The 17,293-nt window shown below is 56.7% G+C and carries 16 protein-coding genes; 2 read left to right on the forward strand and 14 right to left on the reverse strand.

Translation table 11 applies throughout. The features are described from left to right. Positions 1-5: 5 nt before the first annotated feature. From AC1Z3V_RS00850 to AC1Z3V_RS00915, 14 genes are all read right to left on the reverse strand, one after another. Entirely contained in the window at positions 6-1,217 is a 1,212-nt protein-coding gene (locus AC1Z3V_RS00850) for a KpsE/RkpR family capsule polysaccharide export protein (protein ID WP_483496674.1), read from the reverse strand. Positions 1,218-1,294: 77 nt separating this feature from the next. Beyond that, on the reverse strand, positions 1,295-2,437 hold the full coding sequence (locus AC1Z3V_RS00855; protein WP_483496675.1) for a hypothetical protein: 1,143 nt from the start codon (positions 2,435-2,437) through the stop codon (positions 1,295-1,297). Beyond that, positions 2,382-3,218 (reverse strand): class I SAM-dependent methyltransferase, encoded by an 837-nt coding sequence (locus AC1Z3V_RS00860; protein ID WP_483496676.1) that lies wholly within the window; start codon positions 3,216-3,218, stop codon positions 2,382-2,384. Before AC1Z3V_RS00860 ends, AC1Z3V_RS00855 begins: the two co-directional genes overlap by 56 nt. 153 nt (positions 3,219-3,371) lie before the next feature. Next, positions 3,372-4,259, reverse strand: a complete 888-nt coding sequence (gene rfbA / locus AC1Z3V_RS00865; RefSeq protein ID WP_483496677.1) for a glucose-1-phosphate thymidylyltransferase RfbA — start codon at positions 4,257-4,259, stop codon at positions 3,372-3,374. Positions 4,260-4,272: 13 nt separating this feature from the next. Then, on the reverse strand, positions 4,273-5,163 hold the full coding sequence (rfbD, locus tag AC1Z3V_RS00870) for a dTDP-4-dehydrorhamnose reductase (protein WP_483499497.1): 891 nt from the start codon (positions 5,161-5,163) through the stop codon (positions 4,273-4,275). A 2-nt stretch (positions 5,164-5,165) separates the two neighbouring features. After that, positions 5,166-6,221, reverse strand: a complete 1,056-nt coding sequence (rfbB, locus tag AC1Z3V_RS00875) for a dTDP-glucose 4,6-dehydratase (protein WP_483496678.1) — start codon at positions 6,219-6,221, stop codon at positions 5,166-5,168. A gap of 18 nt (positions 6,222-6,239) precedes the next feature. Then, positions 6,240-6,812, reverse strand: coding sequence for a dTDP-4-dehydrorhamnose 3,5-epimerase (gene rfbC / locus AC1Z3V_RS00880; RefSeq protein ID WP_483496679.1), 573 nt, complete (start codon positions 6,810-6,812; stop codon positions 6,240-6,242). A 67-nt stretch (positions 6,813-6,879) separates the two neighbouring features. Continuing rightward, the gene (locus AC1Z3V_RS00885; protein WP_483496681.1) at positions 6,880-7,878 is read right to left on the reverse strand and encodes a glycosyltransferase family protein; all 999 of its coding nucleotides are present in this window, start codon (positions 7,876-7,878) and stop codon (positions 6,880-6,882) included. Between the two features lie 92 nt (positions 7,879-7,970). Next, positions 7,971-9,992 carry a glycosyltransferase family 2 protein gene (locus AC1Z3V_RS00890; protein WP_483496683.1) on the reverse strand — a complete coding sequence of 674 codons (2,022 nt, stop codon included), beginning with the start codon at positions 9,990-9,992 and terminating at the stop codon, positions 7,971-7,973. Positions 9,993-10,530: 538 nt separating this feature from the next. After that, on the reverse strand, positions 10,531-11,334 hold the full coding sequence (locus AC1Z3V_RS00895; RefSeq protein ID WP_483496684.1) for a sterol desaturase family protein: 804 nt from the start codon (positions 11,332-11,334) through the stop codon (positions 10,531-10,533). An 80-nt stretch (positions 11,335-11,414) separates the two neighbouring features. After that, positions 11,415-12,212, reverse strand: a complete 798-nt coding sequence (locus AC1Z3V_RS00900; protein ID WP_483496686.1) for a 3-methyl-2-oxobutanoate hydroxymethyltransferase — start codon at positions 12,210-12,212, stop codon at positions 11,415-11,417. Positions 12,213-12,265: 53 nt separating this feature from the next. Beyond that, on the reverse strand, positions 12,266-13,492 hold the full coding sequence (locus AC1Z3V_RS00905; RefSeq protein ID WP_483496687.1) for an NAD(P)/FAD-dependent oxidoreductase: 1,227 nt from the start codon (positions 13,490-13,492) through the stop codon (positions 12,266-12,268). A gap of 50 nt (positions 13,493-13,542) precedes the next feature. After that, positions 13,543-13,860 (reverse strand): MocE family 2Fe-2S type ferredoxin, encoded by a 318-nt coding sequence (locus AC1Z3V_RS00910; RefSeq protein ID WP_483496688.1) that lies wholly within the window; start codon positions 13,858-13,860, stop codon positions 13,543-13,545. 28 nt (positions 13,861-13,888) lie between these two features. After that, complete coding sequence (locus tag AC1Z3V_RS00915; RefSeq protein WP_483496689.1) at positions 13,889-14,980, reverse strand: fatty acid desaturase family protein; 1,092 nt, start codon at positions 14,978-14,980, stop codon at positions 13,889-13,891. Between the two features lie 164 nt (positions 14,981-15,144). Between AC1Z3V_RS00915 and AC1Z3V_RS00920 the strand changes: the two genes are divergently transcribed. Then, positions 15,145-16,176 carry a LacI family DNA-binding transcriptional regulator gene (locus AC1Z3V_RS00920; protein ID WP_483496690.1) on the forward strand — a complete coding sequence of 344 codons (1,032 nt, stop codon included), beginning with the start codon at positions 15,145-15,147 and terminating at the stop codon, positions 16,174-16,176. A gap of 176 nt (positions 16,177-16,352) precedes the next feature. Continuing rightward, positions 16,353-17,165 (forward strand): TIM barrel protein, encoded by an 813-nt coding sequence (locus AC1Z3V_RS00925; protein ID WP_483496692.1) that lies wholly within the window; start codon positions 16,353-16,355, stop codon positions 17,163-17,165. Positions 17,166-17,293: the final 128 nt, after the last annotated feature.

Raw genomic sequence — 17,293 nt, forward strand, 5'->3', positions numbered from 1 at the left:
TTCCTCTAGAGCCGGTGATCTTGTATGGAAGCCCAAGTGAGCGCCAACGTTGACCACAGCACAGACAGCCCAAGAAAGATTACTAGAGGCGAGAAGATCCGAAGCGGGTAGAGGGACTTCTCCGGGAGAGTTGGCTGCACAAAAACAACGACATAGAGAGCCTTTCGAAGTGACTCCGCGAGCGCAGCCTCATAGGCCTGTCGCGACGATTCATAGATTTTTTCCGCTACAACCCGATTTGTCTCTAGTTCAGAATAGCGAAGAAGGGCCTTTGCGAGACTTTCGTCCGACGTTCCGGTCAATTGAGCCTTGAGACGCTCAATCTGTCCATCTACGCTTTCGCGCGCTAGTGTAAGTTGCTGATAAGCAGGTGACTGATCGGCTGACGATTGCTTGGCAACAAATTGGCGAGTTTCGATATCAAGCTTCTCGCCTAAGAGTTTCGCAACAAGCTTCCCGGTTTCTTGAGCCTGCATCTGGGGACTTAAAATACCAGAGTCATCCTGGAAACGATTAAGTTCTCCAAGGGCGTTACCATATACGTCCCCCGCTTTTTCGACCTCTGCGCGTACGCTAGCAAGCACATCGTTGCGCGCCCTTGCAGACATTTCATTAATAAGTAGCTCGCTCTCTTCCACAATAGCAGAAGTGAGGGTCACTGAATCCTCGGGGCTGAACGTTCGCACCTTAAGCGTTACAATGCCTGACGGACCGTCAATATAGGCTGTGACCTGCTGTTTCCAATAGTCTAAGAAGTCTTCGTTTGCCCCTTCGGTGCTAAAAGACGAGAAGAAATCGATACTCTTCCGCGCGAACATTCCGCGATAGTCAATCTTTCCCTCAAGCCGCTTTAGAAGCTCTGCTGAATGAATGAAGCTCGTGACGACGTATGCATCTTGACTAGCAGACCTCATTGTCAGCACGCTGCTACTTTGCGGACTTTCGCTGGAAGCGTCGTCAGCCAGCGATCTCACGGCAAACCTCGCCTCCGCAGTAAATTGATCAGAAGCGATGAAAAGAAAATAGAGTGAGCTTAGCAAAAAAGGCAAAACAACCATCGCAAGAAAGGTCGACAACCAAACAGGAAATTTCCCGCCGGTCTGAGGACGAGCTTCCCCAGGGTCAACATCAATTGCCTCTAAGTCGACCGTTCCATTCCCAAGCGATCGCAGCGCTCGTCGACGTAGGATTGTCGGTAGCACCTGACGCACACCCATGGAGTGCTCGCGCCGAGTCTGAGCCTCGACTATTTTCCCTTCAACTTGCTTCTGTTGTATCCGCCACGCACCCATCGCTAGCTTTCGAAGTTCCCCACTCGCAACGCCTGTCGCACATAGTGGTCAAAAATAAGGTCATGCTCCACAAGTGATTCGGCGGCAGGTATCTCACGCAACCGAACTGCCGCTTCTTCCAATACTCTGTGCCGCGTTGGCAGCGGAATATCCTCGGCCGGACGGCCTAAAAGTTCAGCTACACCAAACTGAAACAGCGAGGGTTCGCTGTCGTGGCCAACTACCGTGAAACGAGAAAGCAGCTCAATAGCGGCGGCCACATCGGCCTTGGTGACAAACTGCTCGGGTGTCGTGCAAACGAGCTGGCGTGTCATCGGTGAGGTCAAGACACTCCGTACTTTTGGCGGCGCTTTTTTAAGCGCCGACTTAAGCGACGCTTCACTGTGCAGATCCACGTCGGCGAAATGTTCCGCCGCCGGGGTCAAAATCAGACGATCACGATCCCCTAGAAAGGACAGAGGCACGCGCCCCATCTTTTTCAAAACGAAAATGCGCGCAGCCATCTCGTAGTACGGTTCGGTAAGCAGTGCGACCGCTTGAAAGCCACGGTCTAAGAAAGCCTCGTAGTTCTTCAGGAGCAAGCGTCCACTGATGTATACCGAATCCAACGTATCAAGGTGGAATGCCTGCAATGTTGTTTCGTGGCCAAACCGTTCCGCCGAATGAAGTTCATACTGGAATCCTTCACTGCAAAACCGATCCAACCGTGTAGCGGGAACTATTTGTGTCTCGAGACGGACAATCTTCAGGCTTTTCCTATTGCTTGCCGGTATTCGTCGGTAAATGAGCAATCCACTTTTAGCGTCATGAACCGCCAGTATTTCTCGGTGAGCAAGGTCGGCAACGACAGAGTTATCAAGCCTGAATCCTACCAAGCCGGTTCCATGGCGCCCAGACTCCACCACTGCCTCACGATACTGATCGCATGCTAACCGCGCGAGTGTTCCCTCAATACCAGATACAATGATCGATGGGTGATCTGAAAAACCGTCGGGGATGAGGTACCCTTCGATGAGATCACCGAGATCACGTTCGACATTAAACAGCACTTTTTTCAGCCTCAAGTCGAGGTAACAGCTTCTCGCGACACTAACGGCGTCTGGCCAATAATGAAAAGCAGGGCCCACCGGAATGATCAGGCTCATCTACCTGAATGAGTATCTCGTCATATCCGAATTTGCTCAGTAGCAACAGGATATCATCGCGGTGCAGCCAGAAATGGCGATCCTTCATTCCCCCGCAGAACGAAGGGTGTGAATTCGCGTGGTTATAACTCCGCTCGTAGTAACGAACAGTGGTATCTCCGACACTCTTAATCTCAATTTTTCCGCTAAAGGGCAAACGCCGCACGTCATCGGCCGGCATGGCCGTCTCGTCGAAGTAGTGGGTCCAAAGATATAGCGCACCCGCTTTCGCAGAAATCTGCTGAAGGAAGCCAGCCGGATCAGCCATATGATACAGAACCCCGGACGCAATGGCTAGGTCGTAGAAATCGACTTCTCCCGCACTCAGCCAAGCTTGGATATCCCCCAGCAGGAATCGCGCGCGGTCAATATCAAGGATCTGGCGCGAAACAAGACAGCGCAGATAGCAGAGTCGATTTGCCTCAATAGCGTCAATGCGCAAAGGCCGCTGCGCGTTAAGCATAAATGTGTGCATGCCCTCCAACGGCCCGACCTCCAAGATCGTTTTGCCCTCTATGGCCCCAAATTGTTCAAGCGCCCACGCGATCCTACCATCAGCAAAGAGTGGGTGGTTCCCGGCCTGGAGTTGAAGATGGCCGGGAAACGCCGAACTCCAACCGGGCAGCGCGTCTATCGCATTCTGATGGTCTGGCCGCCGCAGTTCATATTGATCAAAAATTGATTCGCGTGATTCGCGGACGGGTTTGTTGGCTTGTTTGAACTTTCCCAACCAATTCAACATGCAATATGCCTTTGACAACTTGCGCCACTAAGGGCGACGAGATCGAGTTTCACTGCTTGCGCCCTGCCGCCGTAACCTAGGGGAATATGTCCGAAAGCGAACAAGTGCAACATGGAGAGCGCCATTTCAAATGAGCCGCCTCGGGGCGAGTTGCTATACACCGCCGCTGCTTGCTTCGAAATCTGCGATCTTCAATAGGTATCTCCCGTATGCCGTCTTCGCGTAAAGACTGCCAAGCTCTTTTAGACGATCGCGCGTGATCAGGCCGTTCTGATAGGCTATTTCTTCAATACAGGCTATGTTGGTTCCCTGGCGATGCTGTATTGTACGAACGAACTCACCGGCCTCAAGCAAGCTGTCGTGCGTACCAGTGTCGAGCCACGCATATCCGCGCGACATTTTCTCTACATGAAGCATCCCTCGGTCCATATAGAGGCGGTTGAGATCCGTGATCTCATACTCACCCCTAGCAGACGGATTGAGACGTTTTGCGTACTCCACGACGTCATTGTCATAGAAGTAAAGACCTGTCACCGCGAAGCGGGAGCGAGGCGCGGTCGGCTTTTCTTCAAGACTAACGGCGCGCCCGCGCTCATCTAATTCCACTACGCCGTATCTTTCCGGATCGTCCACCTCGTAGGCGAAGACGGTCGCCCCCACAGTTCGCGCGGCCGCCGTTGCAAGTAAGTCGGAAAGTCCTGCACCGAAGAAGATGTTGTCTCCAAGAACCAGCGCAACTCTATCCTTGCCAATAAACGCATCACCGATCGTGAACGCTTGCGCCAAGCCGTCTGGCCGCGTCTGAATCGCGTAGGAAATCCTCAACCCCAAAGCTGAACCGTCACCGAAGAGCCTGCGATAGCCGTCAATGAAATCGGGCGAGGAGATAATAAGAACATCATAAATCTTCGCCATCATCAGCACGGACAACGGATAGTAGATCATCGGCTTATCATAGACTGGTAAAAGCTGTTTATTAACAGCCAAGGTCGCCGGATGCAGTCTAGTGCCGGATCCTCCGGCCAGAATAATGCCTTTCATAGCGTGGATTTCCTTACGAATGTTGGCCGGACGAGAGGATTTCCTGAACGCCCTCTAAGGCTGCTCGCCAGTCGCGTGGCCGTACCGAGTAGTCCCGAGCCAGTTTGGCTGTCGAGAGCCTGGAGTTCTTCGGGCGTCTCGCTAGCGTCGGATAATCCGCCGTGGCGATTGCTTCGACTCTTGGAACCTTCACACCACTGAGTTGCTGTCTGGAGAAAATCTCGCGTGCGAACTCGTACCAGGAGGCCTCACCTTCGTTTACGAAATGATACGTTCCCAAAGGTGCCTGCGGGTCCTCGATCAGTCGGAGTGCAATCAAGCGGACAGTAGAAGCGATATCCGATGCCGCAGTAGGACAACCGAACTGGTCGTCAACAACCCTGACAAGCTCCCTCTCGCTGCCCAGGCGCAACATTGTCTTTGCGAAGTTTGTGCCCCAGGGACTGAAGACCCACGCAGTCCTCAGAATGATATGCGTAGGGTTACCGGTACGCACGGCCTGCTCTCCTGCTTCCTTAGAAGCGCCGTAAACCCCAATGGGCGCAACTGGATCATCCTCAGTGTAGGGCTTGCCTTTCGAGCCGTCGAATACATAGTCCGTAGAAAGGTGAATGATCGGGATTCCTACGGACCGCGTGGCCGACGCGAGTGCTGCAGGTGCCAACGCATTGGTCTTCCATGCAGTTACAACATCGCTTTCTGCCCTATCGACCGCGGTATAGGCTCCCGCATTGACAACCGCGATAAACCCGCCATCGGTGACATAACGCAACAAAGCGCTGCAATCCATGAGGTTTAATTCGTGACGGCTGGGCGCAATCAGCTCTATATCGCTGGGCCATTGGCAGCGGAGGAGCTCGGTCCCCACCTGCCCCGTGCCGCCTGTAAGCAAAATCCGCCGCATCTTCACGCACCCAAGCCTCGTCGTCGGGCAGCTTGATCGCGGTCAAGAATTTCGGCCCACCAGTTCCGGTTGCTCAAGTACCAGGCGACGGTCTTCTCGATCCCGCTCTCGAAGCTTTCAACCGGTCGCCAACCGAGCTCTCTGCCAATTTTCGCTGCATCGATCGCATATCTTTGGTCGTGTCCGGGGCGATCGGTAACATAGGTAATTTGGTCGGCATAGGATTGCCCATTGTCGCGCGGGTGCAAGCGATCCAGAATTTCGCAAACAGTTTTCACGACATCGATGTTCCGACGTTCCGAGTTGCCGCCAATGTTGTAATTCTGGCCAGGAACGCCATTTTCAAACACGCATTGCAGCGCGCGAACATGGTCTTCCACATACAGCCAGTCACGGACGTTCGTGCCATTACCATAGACGGGGAGTGGCTCGCCAGCGAGCGCCTTCACAATCATCAAAGGGATGAGTTTCTCAGGAAAATGGTAGGGTCCATAGTTGTTCGAGCAATTAGTAACCAGAACGGGCAGACCAAATGTGTGTCCCCAGGCGGAGACGAGATGATCCGAGCCGGCCTTGGACGCCGAATAGGGTGAACGAGGGTCGTAAGGAGTTCTTTCGGTGAAGTAGCCCGTTTCACCGAGCGAACCAAATACTTCGTCGGTCGAGATATGATGGAACCGGAAGCTCTGCGCGAGGCCTATCGGAAGCTTGCGCCAGTGGTCCAGCGCCGCCGATAGCATGGTATAGGTACCGACCACATTCGTCTGTATGAAGGCGCTCGGACCGTCAATCGACCGGTCGACATGCGATTCTGCGGCTAGGTGGGTAATCACATCTGGCTGAAAATCAGCGACAGTTGCAACGACTGCGCCTTCGTCACAGATATCTCCCCGCCTAAAGTGATATCGTGGCGACGACGCAACGGAGGCCAAAGATGTGAGCGTACCAGCATAGGTCAGTTTGTCGAAGTTCAAGACTTCGTGCTCGGTATTCTCAATGAGGTGCCGAATCAGCGCAGATCCGATGAAACCTGCACCGCCCGTAACGAGAATTCGCATGGCTATTCCTTCTGAAATCTACCGTTCCACCAGTTCGAGCGGCAACCCGTCGTAGACGAAGGGGCTGTCAAAATCACGCAACCTCCGCTGATGCCCATCCTTGGGGCTCAAAATGGGCTCAATCCCGACAGGCAGAGGCCATTCGATCCCGATCTGTGGATCATTCCAGAGGATGCCGCTATCGTTCTCTGGAGAGTAAAGATTGGACACCTTGTAGGTCACTTCTGTCGAGGGTTCGAGCGTCACGAAACCATGCGCAAAACCAACTGGGACGTAGAGTTGGTTCCCGTTCTCCGCTGAAAGCTCGGCACCGACCCAACACCCAAACGTCGGCGACGCGCGACGTATGTCGACAGCGACATCGAAAATCCGACCGCGGATGCACCGTACGAGTTTGGCTTGTTCGAAAGGTGGGGTTTGGAAATGCAGCCCTCTCAAAGTCCCCACAGGAACCGAGAGCGAATGGTTGTCCTGAACGAAGCGATCCTCAATACCAAACCCCGAAAAAACCTTCTCGTTGTAGACTTCAGAGAACCATCCCCGTTCGTCACTGAAGCGTTTGGCACGAAGCAACACTATCTTAGAAGTCATCCGGAAAGTACCCGCAGTTCTAACGTTCAAAGACGCAATCAACTCGAATGATTGACCAAGTTTCTCATCAAGCCTTAAGGGCCTCAAATCCCGTATCTGCTGCCAAGGTCATTTGCAAGACGGCCATACGAGTCGCACTCGCAGCATTGTCGCGCTCTTCAACATCATCGACGAGCAGAAAGATGGCTTCGCGCCAACTGGTTGGATCATAGGGGTGCCGCATTTCGGCGCCACTCGAATCGTGGCCATACGCCGCACCCTGAGAGAAAACCCCCGCCGCGTGGTATCGCGCCACGTCAATGCGCTTCGTCGGTGCGCGACTATCATTTACACGCGACGGAGCCAACGGAACGAGCATGATGTCAATTCGCCGGTCGTCCGCGTCGGCGAGATATTCCATCCACGGCATCGGCTCACGGATTTGCACACGATCGAGGCCTTGCCAGATCGCTCTGGCACGCCGATCTGCAAATACCTCAAACCGAACTAGCGGACGCTCACGCAGAACCTCCGCGATAATCGGCCGAAGGAACCGATGCTCCTCCAGATGGACGCCTGTCGCGTGATATCCGATCAAGACCTCAAGGTCGGCTGGGCGACGTGCATTGCCATCGTCTCTCGTGCGCGACCAAAGGGCCTTCGGCGGCGCCGGTGGCAATACCACCGCTTTCGCCTCAGGCAATCTGGACGCTAGGTGCGAGGTAGAGGCCCACACGATATCCAGATGCCGGTTCAGGCGACGCAATGGAGAAAGAGCGCGGTACCAGAGAAATAGACGATAAAGAAAATCTGCGTCCTTCCCCGTCACGACGGCAGGAATGTCGTCGTCGATGAACAGGCCGACGCCGGAGAGACGCTCCGCATTGCTCTCGATCCAGCGAAGGACGAGTGGAGACGCATAGCGGCATAGGATGACGAAGGCTCCTTCGGCGTCCAGAGCCGGTGTTTCATGGCCGCGGATATCCGCCACCTCATACGGTGGCATGTCGGGTGCCGTAAGGCGCGCTGCTAGATAGTAGTCGAAGGTTGGGTTCGGTATTCGGCCAAAAACAATGATCCGCTTCACCGGCCGTCTCGGACCGCCGGTGGCTCCCTCCCGCAACCGCGGCCGAGGCAATCGTCGCTCAATCCAGCGGGCCAGCCGCTCGCGCGTAGGGCTCAACCGCTTGACCTCGGCGCAAGATCTCGCGGACGCGCTTCAAGGACGAATTCTTCGGCAATGAGCGAAAGATTCGGATTATAGTACGGATCGGCTTTCAAAGTATCGCTCCAGCGCTCATACATTGTTCGCTCCTCTCGCGCAAAGCGCTCAAGCTTTTGTGATGTGTCGTCAGCGCCACGCGAGACGCTCTCTCTATGCAACATCGCTGCCGCCGGCGTCCAGACAATGCGAAAACCCGCTTCCCGTAGCTTCAGACAATAATCCACATCATTAAAAGCGACGGTCAGCTTTTTCTCATCCATGCCGCCCAAGCGGCGCCACAAGTCCTTGCGCGTCAGCAGACAGGCCGCAGTTACGGCCGACATATCACGACGTTGCCTGAGCAGGCCCCTGTCGCCGTCACTCTTCGGGTCGATAAAGTGAAAGCTATGTCGAGCGACCGTACCAGCGCCCAGCGTTACACCGCCATGCTGAACGAAGCCATCAGGAAACAAAAGCAAATTGCCGACGGCGCCGACCGCCGGATCATCGAGCTCACCTGCTAAGTACTCTAACCAATGATAATCAATAGGTTCAACATCATTGTTCAACAACAGGATAAGATCGTGTCGAGCGACATCGACGCCGATGTTGCAGGCACGGGAGAAGTTGAAAGTTCCCGGAAGAGGTATTCGACGGATAAGTCCGGATTTCTCGTATCGTGAAAACAAGGCCAGCGTCGCTGGTTCGGAGCTTTCATTGTCGATAACGACAACGTCAAGATCCGCTCGGGCGGTATTTTCAAAGAGACCTTTGAGACAGGCCTCAAGTAAGTCGGACCTGTCGCGCGTTGGAATGATGACGCTGACTGCCGGGCATTCGCGTTTCGGCTGAGCAACTTCAGCCTGGATCGTGGGTGAACCGCACGATGGCCCACGGTGCAAAAGGACTCGTGGCAAATGCAGAAGCTTACCTGCTCGCGCCTGCGCCACCGCCAGCGCAATGTCCGCGGTCGAGGCACTTTCCACAGCAACGCTTCTGGGAATGCGGCCTAGGCGAAAAACCGCTCCTTCCAATGGAAGCCAACCCGAGCGAACGAGTGGCGCGTTCCAAGCGGGCTTGAAGAAAGGGGCAAAGCGTTCGCCTCGAACGTTGATACGGTCTTCGTCACAATAACAGAGTGCGACATCTTCTGAAAAAGCGAACGGCTCCACGAGCCTTTCCAGTGCACGCTCAGCTAGGCGCATACCAGCCGGGAGCCGAATCCAAAGGGCGTCATTGGCCGCCTTATTAAGTTCAAGCAGTTTCGCGACACCACCCGAAGTGGCCTCCTGATAACATCGCCAAGACTGAGCGTTCAACGAATCTCTGGTTTCTGCGACAGCTGCCGGGTCACTGCCCTGAATTGAAATAAGCACCCGCAGTCTACTTCGGGAGACTTGCACATCGTTCCGAGCCTCCCCCTTCTCCGCATGCGCTTGCGCTTCTATCCACTCGCTGTAGTCCGGCGCGGAAAGCGCATCACATTGGCGAACGAACCGAAACGCTGCGCCCTTCTTATTACCTGCGAGGAATAGGCGAATGATTTGGAGGAAGGCCAGGGTCCGTCGGCAGGCGATCAGGGCGGCGACCTCGATAAGAGACAAGCGCCGAAGCCTGACCTGCGGCTCGATTTTAGCCGCGTCGTTCGCGGTTTCTGGATCGGCCGCCAAAGCGATTGCGTGCAATTGCACCGGGGTCCAACCGTAGAAGCGTCCGCGACCCGTCCGATCAATCAGGAATGAGCGAAGGACTGCGGCTGGCGTCCGATCGCGTCTCTTGAAAAGAAGTTGTGGGCGGCGTCCAAGTCGATGATCGGGATCGTTGATCGAAACGGTGATTGGCCGATCAGCGTAACGGTTCGCAGCTCCCGCGAGCTCGACATTAATCTCGCATCGGTCGACCTCTTTCATCATGCTCCAATCAAACGGTAGTGAGCGTTTTTCGGGCGAACCCATTGCAAGAAAGTCGACAAGAAGCAACCAGATGCGTGCAAGCAAGGATTTTTTATAACGTCCTTCGGTGCGCTATGGGCGATACAATCTCCGGCCGGACAGCTTTATCCAGCGGTCCCGAACGATGAGCTAGGCAAGATCGCTTGCAATTTGTCGCTTGGTTGTTACTTCGAAGCGGTGGTTACGACATCAGCGAGGAATTATGCTGAATTTCGTGAGCACCGGGAACTTATGCGGCAGACGAGGACAAGAGATGAGATTGGTAAAATTCACCTTGGTCGGAGACAACAACGCTCCCGTGTACGTGAATCCCGATCACGTCGTGTCCGTGACACCCTTTGCCAAATACACGTCGATCTTGACCACATGCCGAAGCACGGATGCAAAAGAATTTCGGATCAATGTGAAAGAGGCTCTCGATACGGTTGTTAGTGGGCTTATGGCATAACGTTCGTGGCCTTCCATCAAGTCGCCGGTTTCCTTGCTTGGACCATGACACGCCGCCGACTAGGCGTTATAGCAAGGGTTGCATGGCAGCACGGTTGTTCGGTCATCCACAAAACGATCGGGCATTAGGCCGGAACTAGTCGACAGCAGGCCGTTCCACGATGGCTGACGATTTTCGCAGCTTCAGCGCCGGCGCCTCCTCTTCCAGCGCCTCCACCCGCCGATCATAATTCGGCGCGATCGTCCCCATCACACGATCCCAGAACGAGAAATAGTTCGCGTAGTTGTATTTGAACTCGGCGTGGTGCTGGTCGTGATAGGTCGTGCAAAGCATCGGCCAAGGGTGGCGTGCTGTGCGTGAGGCGAAATATTCAAAGCCCGCGTGGCCGAAGGTGCCGTTGACCTGGTCGAAGAGCCTATGCGCCAGAAGTATGATCGGCGGGAACGGCACGAGGAAGGTGATGACGGCGTAATAGCCCTGCGACAGCGCCGTATCCACGAGGCCGATCGAATCGTTGCTCCAGACGGTCGGCGCGACGCTGCGGTGATGCAGCAGGTGATACTTGTAGAAGGCCTTGGTGTGCAGCAGCCGGTGGGCGAAATAGAACCAGGCGTCGAAAAGCACCATGCAGAGCAGGAACAGCGGCACGGCCGTCCACCAGTTGAAATTCCAGGGCGAAAAGAACGTCCAGCCCTGGTGCTGGACGAAGAGACCGATCGCGACCGACGTGCAGGTGACAAGGATCGACGCCATGCTCTGGCGGATTTCGACAGCTTTGCGCTTCTCGCCGCGTCGCCCCTTCTGGATGCGGCGTTCGGGGTTGCGGTCATTGAGCCATGTGATGCCATAGCCCAGAATGAAATAGACCAGCACCGTTGCCGCGTAGATGACGCCCAGCAAGGCAACAAAGGTGAGGCTGTCCTGGAGAAGGGCGCTCAAATCAAAATCCGCTGTGGGAGGGAGCTTCAGATGGCTGACGGACTATACCAACCGCCCTCCCCGACGCAAGCCATCAGGCGCTAATTGCGTTCCAGTTCGGCCAGGAACGTTTTGAGCTCCGCTTGATCAATGCCAACGAGATGCCGCTGTTCCGGATAAGCGCCGGATCGAACGTCTTCGGCAAATTCGATGAATGCGCCGATCCGTTCCCGCTGAAGTCGATCATATTCGGCGGCGAAGTTGCGATAGGTCTTGGCGTGACGCGGCACGTGGCTACGGTTGCTGCCGAGCACGTCATCGGCGAACAGGTATTGGGCGTCGCAGCCCGAACCCGCCCCCATCGACAGCATCAGCATGGAGGTTCGCGCGCTGATCGCCGATGCGACGTCGCCGGGCACGACCTCGATCTCGGCGGCGAACGCTCCAGCTTCCTCGAGTGCTTTGACTTGCCGCCAGATCTCGAGCGCGCTCGCCGCGGTCTTGCCAACCGCCCGGAACCCGCCGGTCCATGTGGCCTTGGAGGGGATGAGCCCGACATGGCCGCAGACCGGAATGCCCTCCTCCCGCATGCGCCGGACGGTCGAAAGACCGGCAGCGCAATAGACGGCATCACCGCCGTCCTTCAGCGCCTTGAATGCCGCTCGGATATATTCTTCCGCCGAAACATAGTCGCCATATTCGAGACCAGGAAAGGCAAAACAGCTTGGCGCCACTTCCCGAAACTGCGGCCCCAGCAGTGCCGGGGGCACGGAGACGAGGTCGATACCGGCGGCTTCCGCCGCTTCGGCTTCGTCGAGCGTCTCCACCCGCAACATGGTGAGTTGGCGTTTGCCTTTCATCGAAAGGAGGTCGGCAACGGTCGGGCGGCGGCTTTTCATGAGAAGTCTCCGGTATCAACGAGCAAATAGGAGTGTGGCGAAAGGCTCTCGCACTAAGCGGCAAGCAGGGCCTTGAGTTTGGTTTCAGGCGAAACGAGTGCCTGAGGATCGGGCCGTTTTCCGGCAGCAATCAGCATTTCCGCCAGCCGAATATCGCGCGCGACAGCGTTGCCTGGACCGATACCGGAGGCGGCAAGCAGCCGACCGATGTTATCGAGATGGAAAAGGATGAAGGCGCCCTCTGCGAGGTTGCGGCGCACGGTTGTGACTGCTCCGTCGGCCAGTCCGGCAATCTGCAATGTCAGGTCATATTGGTCGGACCAGAACCACGGTATGCTGGTGATGGCCTCGTTCGCTCCCAGCAGATTGCCGGCAACGAGCGTTCCTTGGTCCTGCGCATTGCGCCAGGCCTCAAGGCGCAGCCGGCGGTCGCCATAGTGACAGAGCGGATAGGAGCAGCAATCGCCGGCTGCGAATACATCCGGATCCGAAGTCCTGAGCGTCGCGTCCACCGCAATGCCATTGTCAATCACAAGGCCAGCGGCTTCTGCCAATTCCGTATTCGGCAACGCGCCAATGCCGACGACGAGAAAATCAGCGTCGACCGGTTGCCCGTTCGCAAGCAGGATGCGCACGCCACGTTCATCCGCATCGATGCGATCGATTTTCGCATCGCAACGTATGTCGACGCCTTCCGCGCGGTGCCGCTCTGCGACGAGGGTCGCGATCTCGGCCGGTACGCCCCGCGAAAGGATGCGTGGTAGTCCTTCGATCAGGACGACTTCCACCCCGAGCCGGCGCGCCGTTGCCGCCAGTTCCAGCCCGATAAATCCACCTCCGATGATGGCGAGCTTCCGCCCGGGCTGAAGTTCGCGCCGGATCTCCTCGGCGTCGGTCTGGGTCCTGAGCGTGCGAACGCGGCGAGACGCAACATCGAATCCGGATATCGTTCGTGCTCGGGCGCCGGTCGCCAGCAAGAGCCGATCATAGGGGATGCTGCGGCCGTCGACGAGTTCGACGCGCTTGGCGACCCGGTCAACGGCTTTGACCGGGGCGTCCGTCAGCACGTCGATCCCTGCGGTCGCATAGCGTTCGGCATCGGCGATATATTTCGGCTGAACCTGTTCCTTGAGGCCATGCTTCGAAAGCGGCGGCCGTTCATAGGGAAGATGCGGCTCGGCGCCGATTAGCGTGATTGACCCATCGTAGCCCTTCTCCCTCAGGGCAAAGGCGGCCCTCGCGCCGCATTCGCCGGCGCCGACAATGACGATTCCACCCATCTCAACCTCCCTGCCCGCTCTTGCTGAACTTTTTCGCGTTGAAGCCGCGATCAAGCGATCGCGATGAATACACTTCCGGCCTCGACCTTCACCGCATAGGTCTTCAGGTTGACACAGACCGGGGCGCCCTTGGCCTGGCCCGTCTTGTAGTTGAAGCGTCCGTTGTGCTTCGGACATTCAATGATGTCGTCCATCACGAGGCCGTCGGCCAGATGGATATGCTCGTGCGTGCAAAGCCCGTCGGTCGCGAAATATTCGTCGTCCGGGCTCCGGTAGACCGCAAAGGTGCGACCTTCGTGGTCGAACCGGATGACGTCTTCTTCATCGATTTCGTCCGCCGCGCAGACTTCAACCCAGTTTCCGCTCATGATTTCCTCCAATTCCTGATTTCATTGGTTATTCGGCTGCATTCGCGATCGCGTCGCTGTGAAATTCTTCCCGATAGGGCTTCGCCGTCGCCGGCAGTTCGCGCTTCAGGAAATAATCCTCGTTGCGCAACTGCCGCAGGAAGGCCGGGATCATCTCGCTATAGCCGTGCAGGATCGACGGGTTCGGCGCGGGCAGATCGTGCTTGATCATGGCGTGAAGCTTCGGCAGCGCGTGATAGGGCACCATCGGGAACATGTGGTGCTCCACATGGTAGTTCATGTTCCAATAGACGAAGCGGCTCACCGGGTTCATGTAGACCGTGCGGCTGTTCAGCCGATGGTCCGTTACGTTATCGGCGAGACCGCCATGCTGCAGCAGCCCGGTCAGCACATGGTGCCAGGCGCCGTAGAGCCGCGGCAGACCGATCACCATCAGCGGCAGGATCGAGCCGAGGTAGAGCGAGAGCGCGATCGTTGCCGCGTAGATGGCAACCCAGATGCGGGCAACAAGGATCGTTTTCGGCTGCTCCATTTCCGGAATGAATGTCGCTTCCTCGGCACTGATGATGCCAAGCGTGTTGCGGACCATGTCCACAATCGCATGCCAGACATCGAGAATGCCGAAGAAGTTCAAGACGAGGCGCAGGAGATCCGGCGGCCGCATGACGGCGATCTCAGGATCGCGCCCGACGATGACGGTGTCCGTGTGGTGGCGCGTGTGGCTCCAGCGCCAGGTGACGGGATTGCGCATGATCATGAAGCAAGCGATCTGGTAGACGGCGTTGTTCATCCACATCGTCTTGAACGCCGTGCCATGCCCGCATTCGTGCCAGCGACTGTCGGAGGCCGAACCGTAGAGAACGCCATAGGCGAGGAAGAACGGAATGGCCCACCAGGTGCCCCAGAAGACGATGCCGAGCCCGCCGAAGAGAACGAGGCAACCGAGCCAGATCGCGGTGTCGCGAATGGCCGGTCCATCCTCACGCTTCATCAGTTCCTTCATCTGCTTGCGCGGGATCTCCGTGTGATACCACTCCGCGGCCGAAAGGCCGTTGGCGACGGCCGCCTGGGCATCACGCCCGAGGAGACTGTAATCTCGCTTCGTTGGAACCATCGCCATTTGCTCTCCTCCCTGCGATCCGGCCAGCTTGGCCAGGGGCGTCCGATGTCGTGCAATGACGATAGGTTGACTTTTGCTGAGCCTCAATGCAGCAATGATATATTCTCTCAAATGATGTCATTCACAGCATTTCATTCGTGATACAAACCTATCAGGAGCAAACGATGAGCAACCGTCCGACCATTGCGGACCTCGCACGAGCCGCCGGTGTCAGCGTCGCGACCGTCGATCGTGTCCTGAATGGACGCCATCCCGTGCGGGAGGAAACGGCGCGCCGTGTCTACGAGGCTGCCAAGTCCATCGGGTATCACGCAGTCGGCCTCATCCGGCAGCGTGTCTTTGAGGATCTGCCACAGTACAAGCTTGCCTTCGTGCTGCAGAAGCCGGAGCAGTCGTTCTACAAGGCGGTTGCAAAAGAGATCGAGAACGCCGCACTGTCCTTGTCGAATGCACGTGTTTTCGCGCAGATCGACTTCGTCGCAAATTCCACGCCGACCGCGATTACGGACAAGCTTCGCGCTGCCGCGGCGCGAAACCAGGCGGTTGCGCTCGTCGCCCCCGACTATCCGGCTGTCACGGCCGCGATCGAGGAGTTGAAGGAGCGCGGGATTCCCGTCTTCTCGCTGCTTTCGGACTTCGCCGCCGGCGTGCGTGAAGGTTATGTCGGGCTCAACAACCACAAGGTCGGTCGAACCGCCGCATGGATGATCGCCAAGGCGGCCAAACGTCCCGGTAAGGTGGCGGCCTTCGTCGGCAGCCATCGCTTCCTCGGTCACGAACTTCGAGAAATCGGGTTTCGCTCCTACTTCCGCGAGCATGCGCCGGATTTCGAAGTGCTTGATACCATGGTCAACCTCGATACGGCCGAGATCACGCACGAAGCAACGCTGAACCTTTTGCAACGCCATCCGGATCTGATCGGCTTCTACGTCTGCGGCGGAGGCATGGAAGGCGCCATCTCGGCTATCCGAGAGGAGAAACTGGAAGGCAAACTCATCGCCGTGGTCAACGAACTGACGCCGGAGTCCCGAGCAGCCCTTGGAGACGACGTCGTCACGTTGGCGATTTCGACCCCAACCGCGGCCCTGGCACGCGAAACGATCAATCTGATGATCCAGGCGGTCGACAAAGGTCCGACGGGCGCCCCAGGGCAAACATTCCTTCCCTTTGACCTCTTCACGCCCGAGAATATCTAGCGAACCGTGATAGATTTATATCATTGACAAAAGACAATATTGCAGCAATGCAAGCTGTTTGAGCGCGATGCTCTTTGACTGCTCTCCAGCAGTTGGTGAAATGTCCACGACGATGTAAATGGAATGTACGTTCCATTTACGGCGCCTGACCTATCCCCATTGGAGGAGACATTCCCGTGACAGCCCAGCCCTTCGCCCTCAATCATATGACGACGCCCGGTCTCCCGCTCGGCGCCTTCTTCGAACTTGCAAAGTCCCTCGGGATCACCTCCGTTGAAATCCGCAACGACCTTGCCGGTAATGCCATCCTCGACGGCACACCGGCCAAGGATGTAGCGGCGCTCGCCGCCAGCAACGGCATAACGATCATCTCCATCAACGCGCTGCAGCGCTTCAACGAATGGAATTCGGCGCGTCAGAAAGAAGCCGAAGAGCTGATCGCTTTTGGGCGCGACTGCGGCGCCAAGGCCCTCGTTCTCGTTCCCGTCAACGACGGCTCCGGCCAAGCGGACGGCGAGCGTCAGGCAAATCTTCGCGAAGCACTTGCCGCTCTGAAACCGATACTCGAATCGGCCGGAATTATCGGTCTTGTCGAGCCGCTGGGCTTCGAAATCTGCTCGTTGCGCTCGAAGACCGAGGCTGTCGAGGCGATCAAGGCGACCGGAGGCGAGAAGACCTTCCGGCTGGTGCACGATACGTTCCATCACCATCTTGCCGGCGAGCCCGCGACTTATCCTGAGATGACCGGGCTCGTGCATATTTCCGGCGTCACGGACGGCCGGATTGCTGTTTCCGATCTGCGCGACTCGCATCGAGTTCTGGTCGACCAGAACGACCTTCTCGACAATGTCGGACAGATCCGGAGCCTCCGTGCTGAAGGTTATGCAGGTCCGCTTTCCTTCGAGCCGTTTGCCGCCGAGGTTCACGAGGTTGCTGATCCGGCGGCTGCGATCAAGCAGAGCATGGATCACATCCGGGCGCGGATCTGACCTGTCGTCGCTGGCGACGGGAAAACGATGAGGGCGCCGCAACAGGTCTTGACGGCGACCCCATAAAATGGAATACATATTCCGTAATCGCAATTTACTGGTTCGTTTATTCCGTTTTATCTGAAGGC

It is taken from the genome of Ensifer sp. 38_S197, from assembly GCF_056924495.1.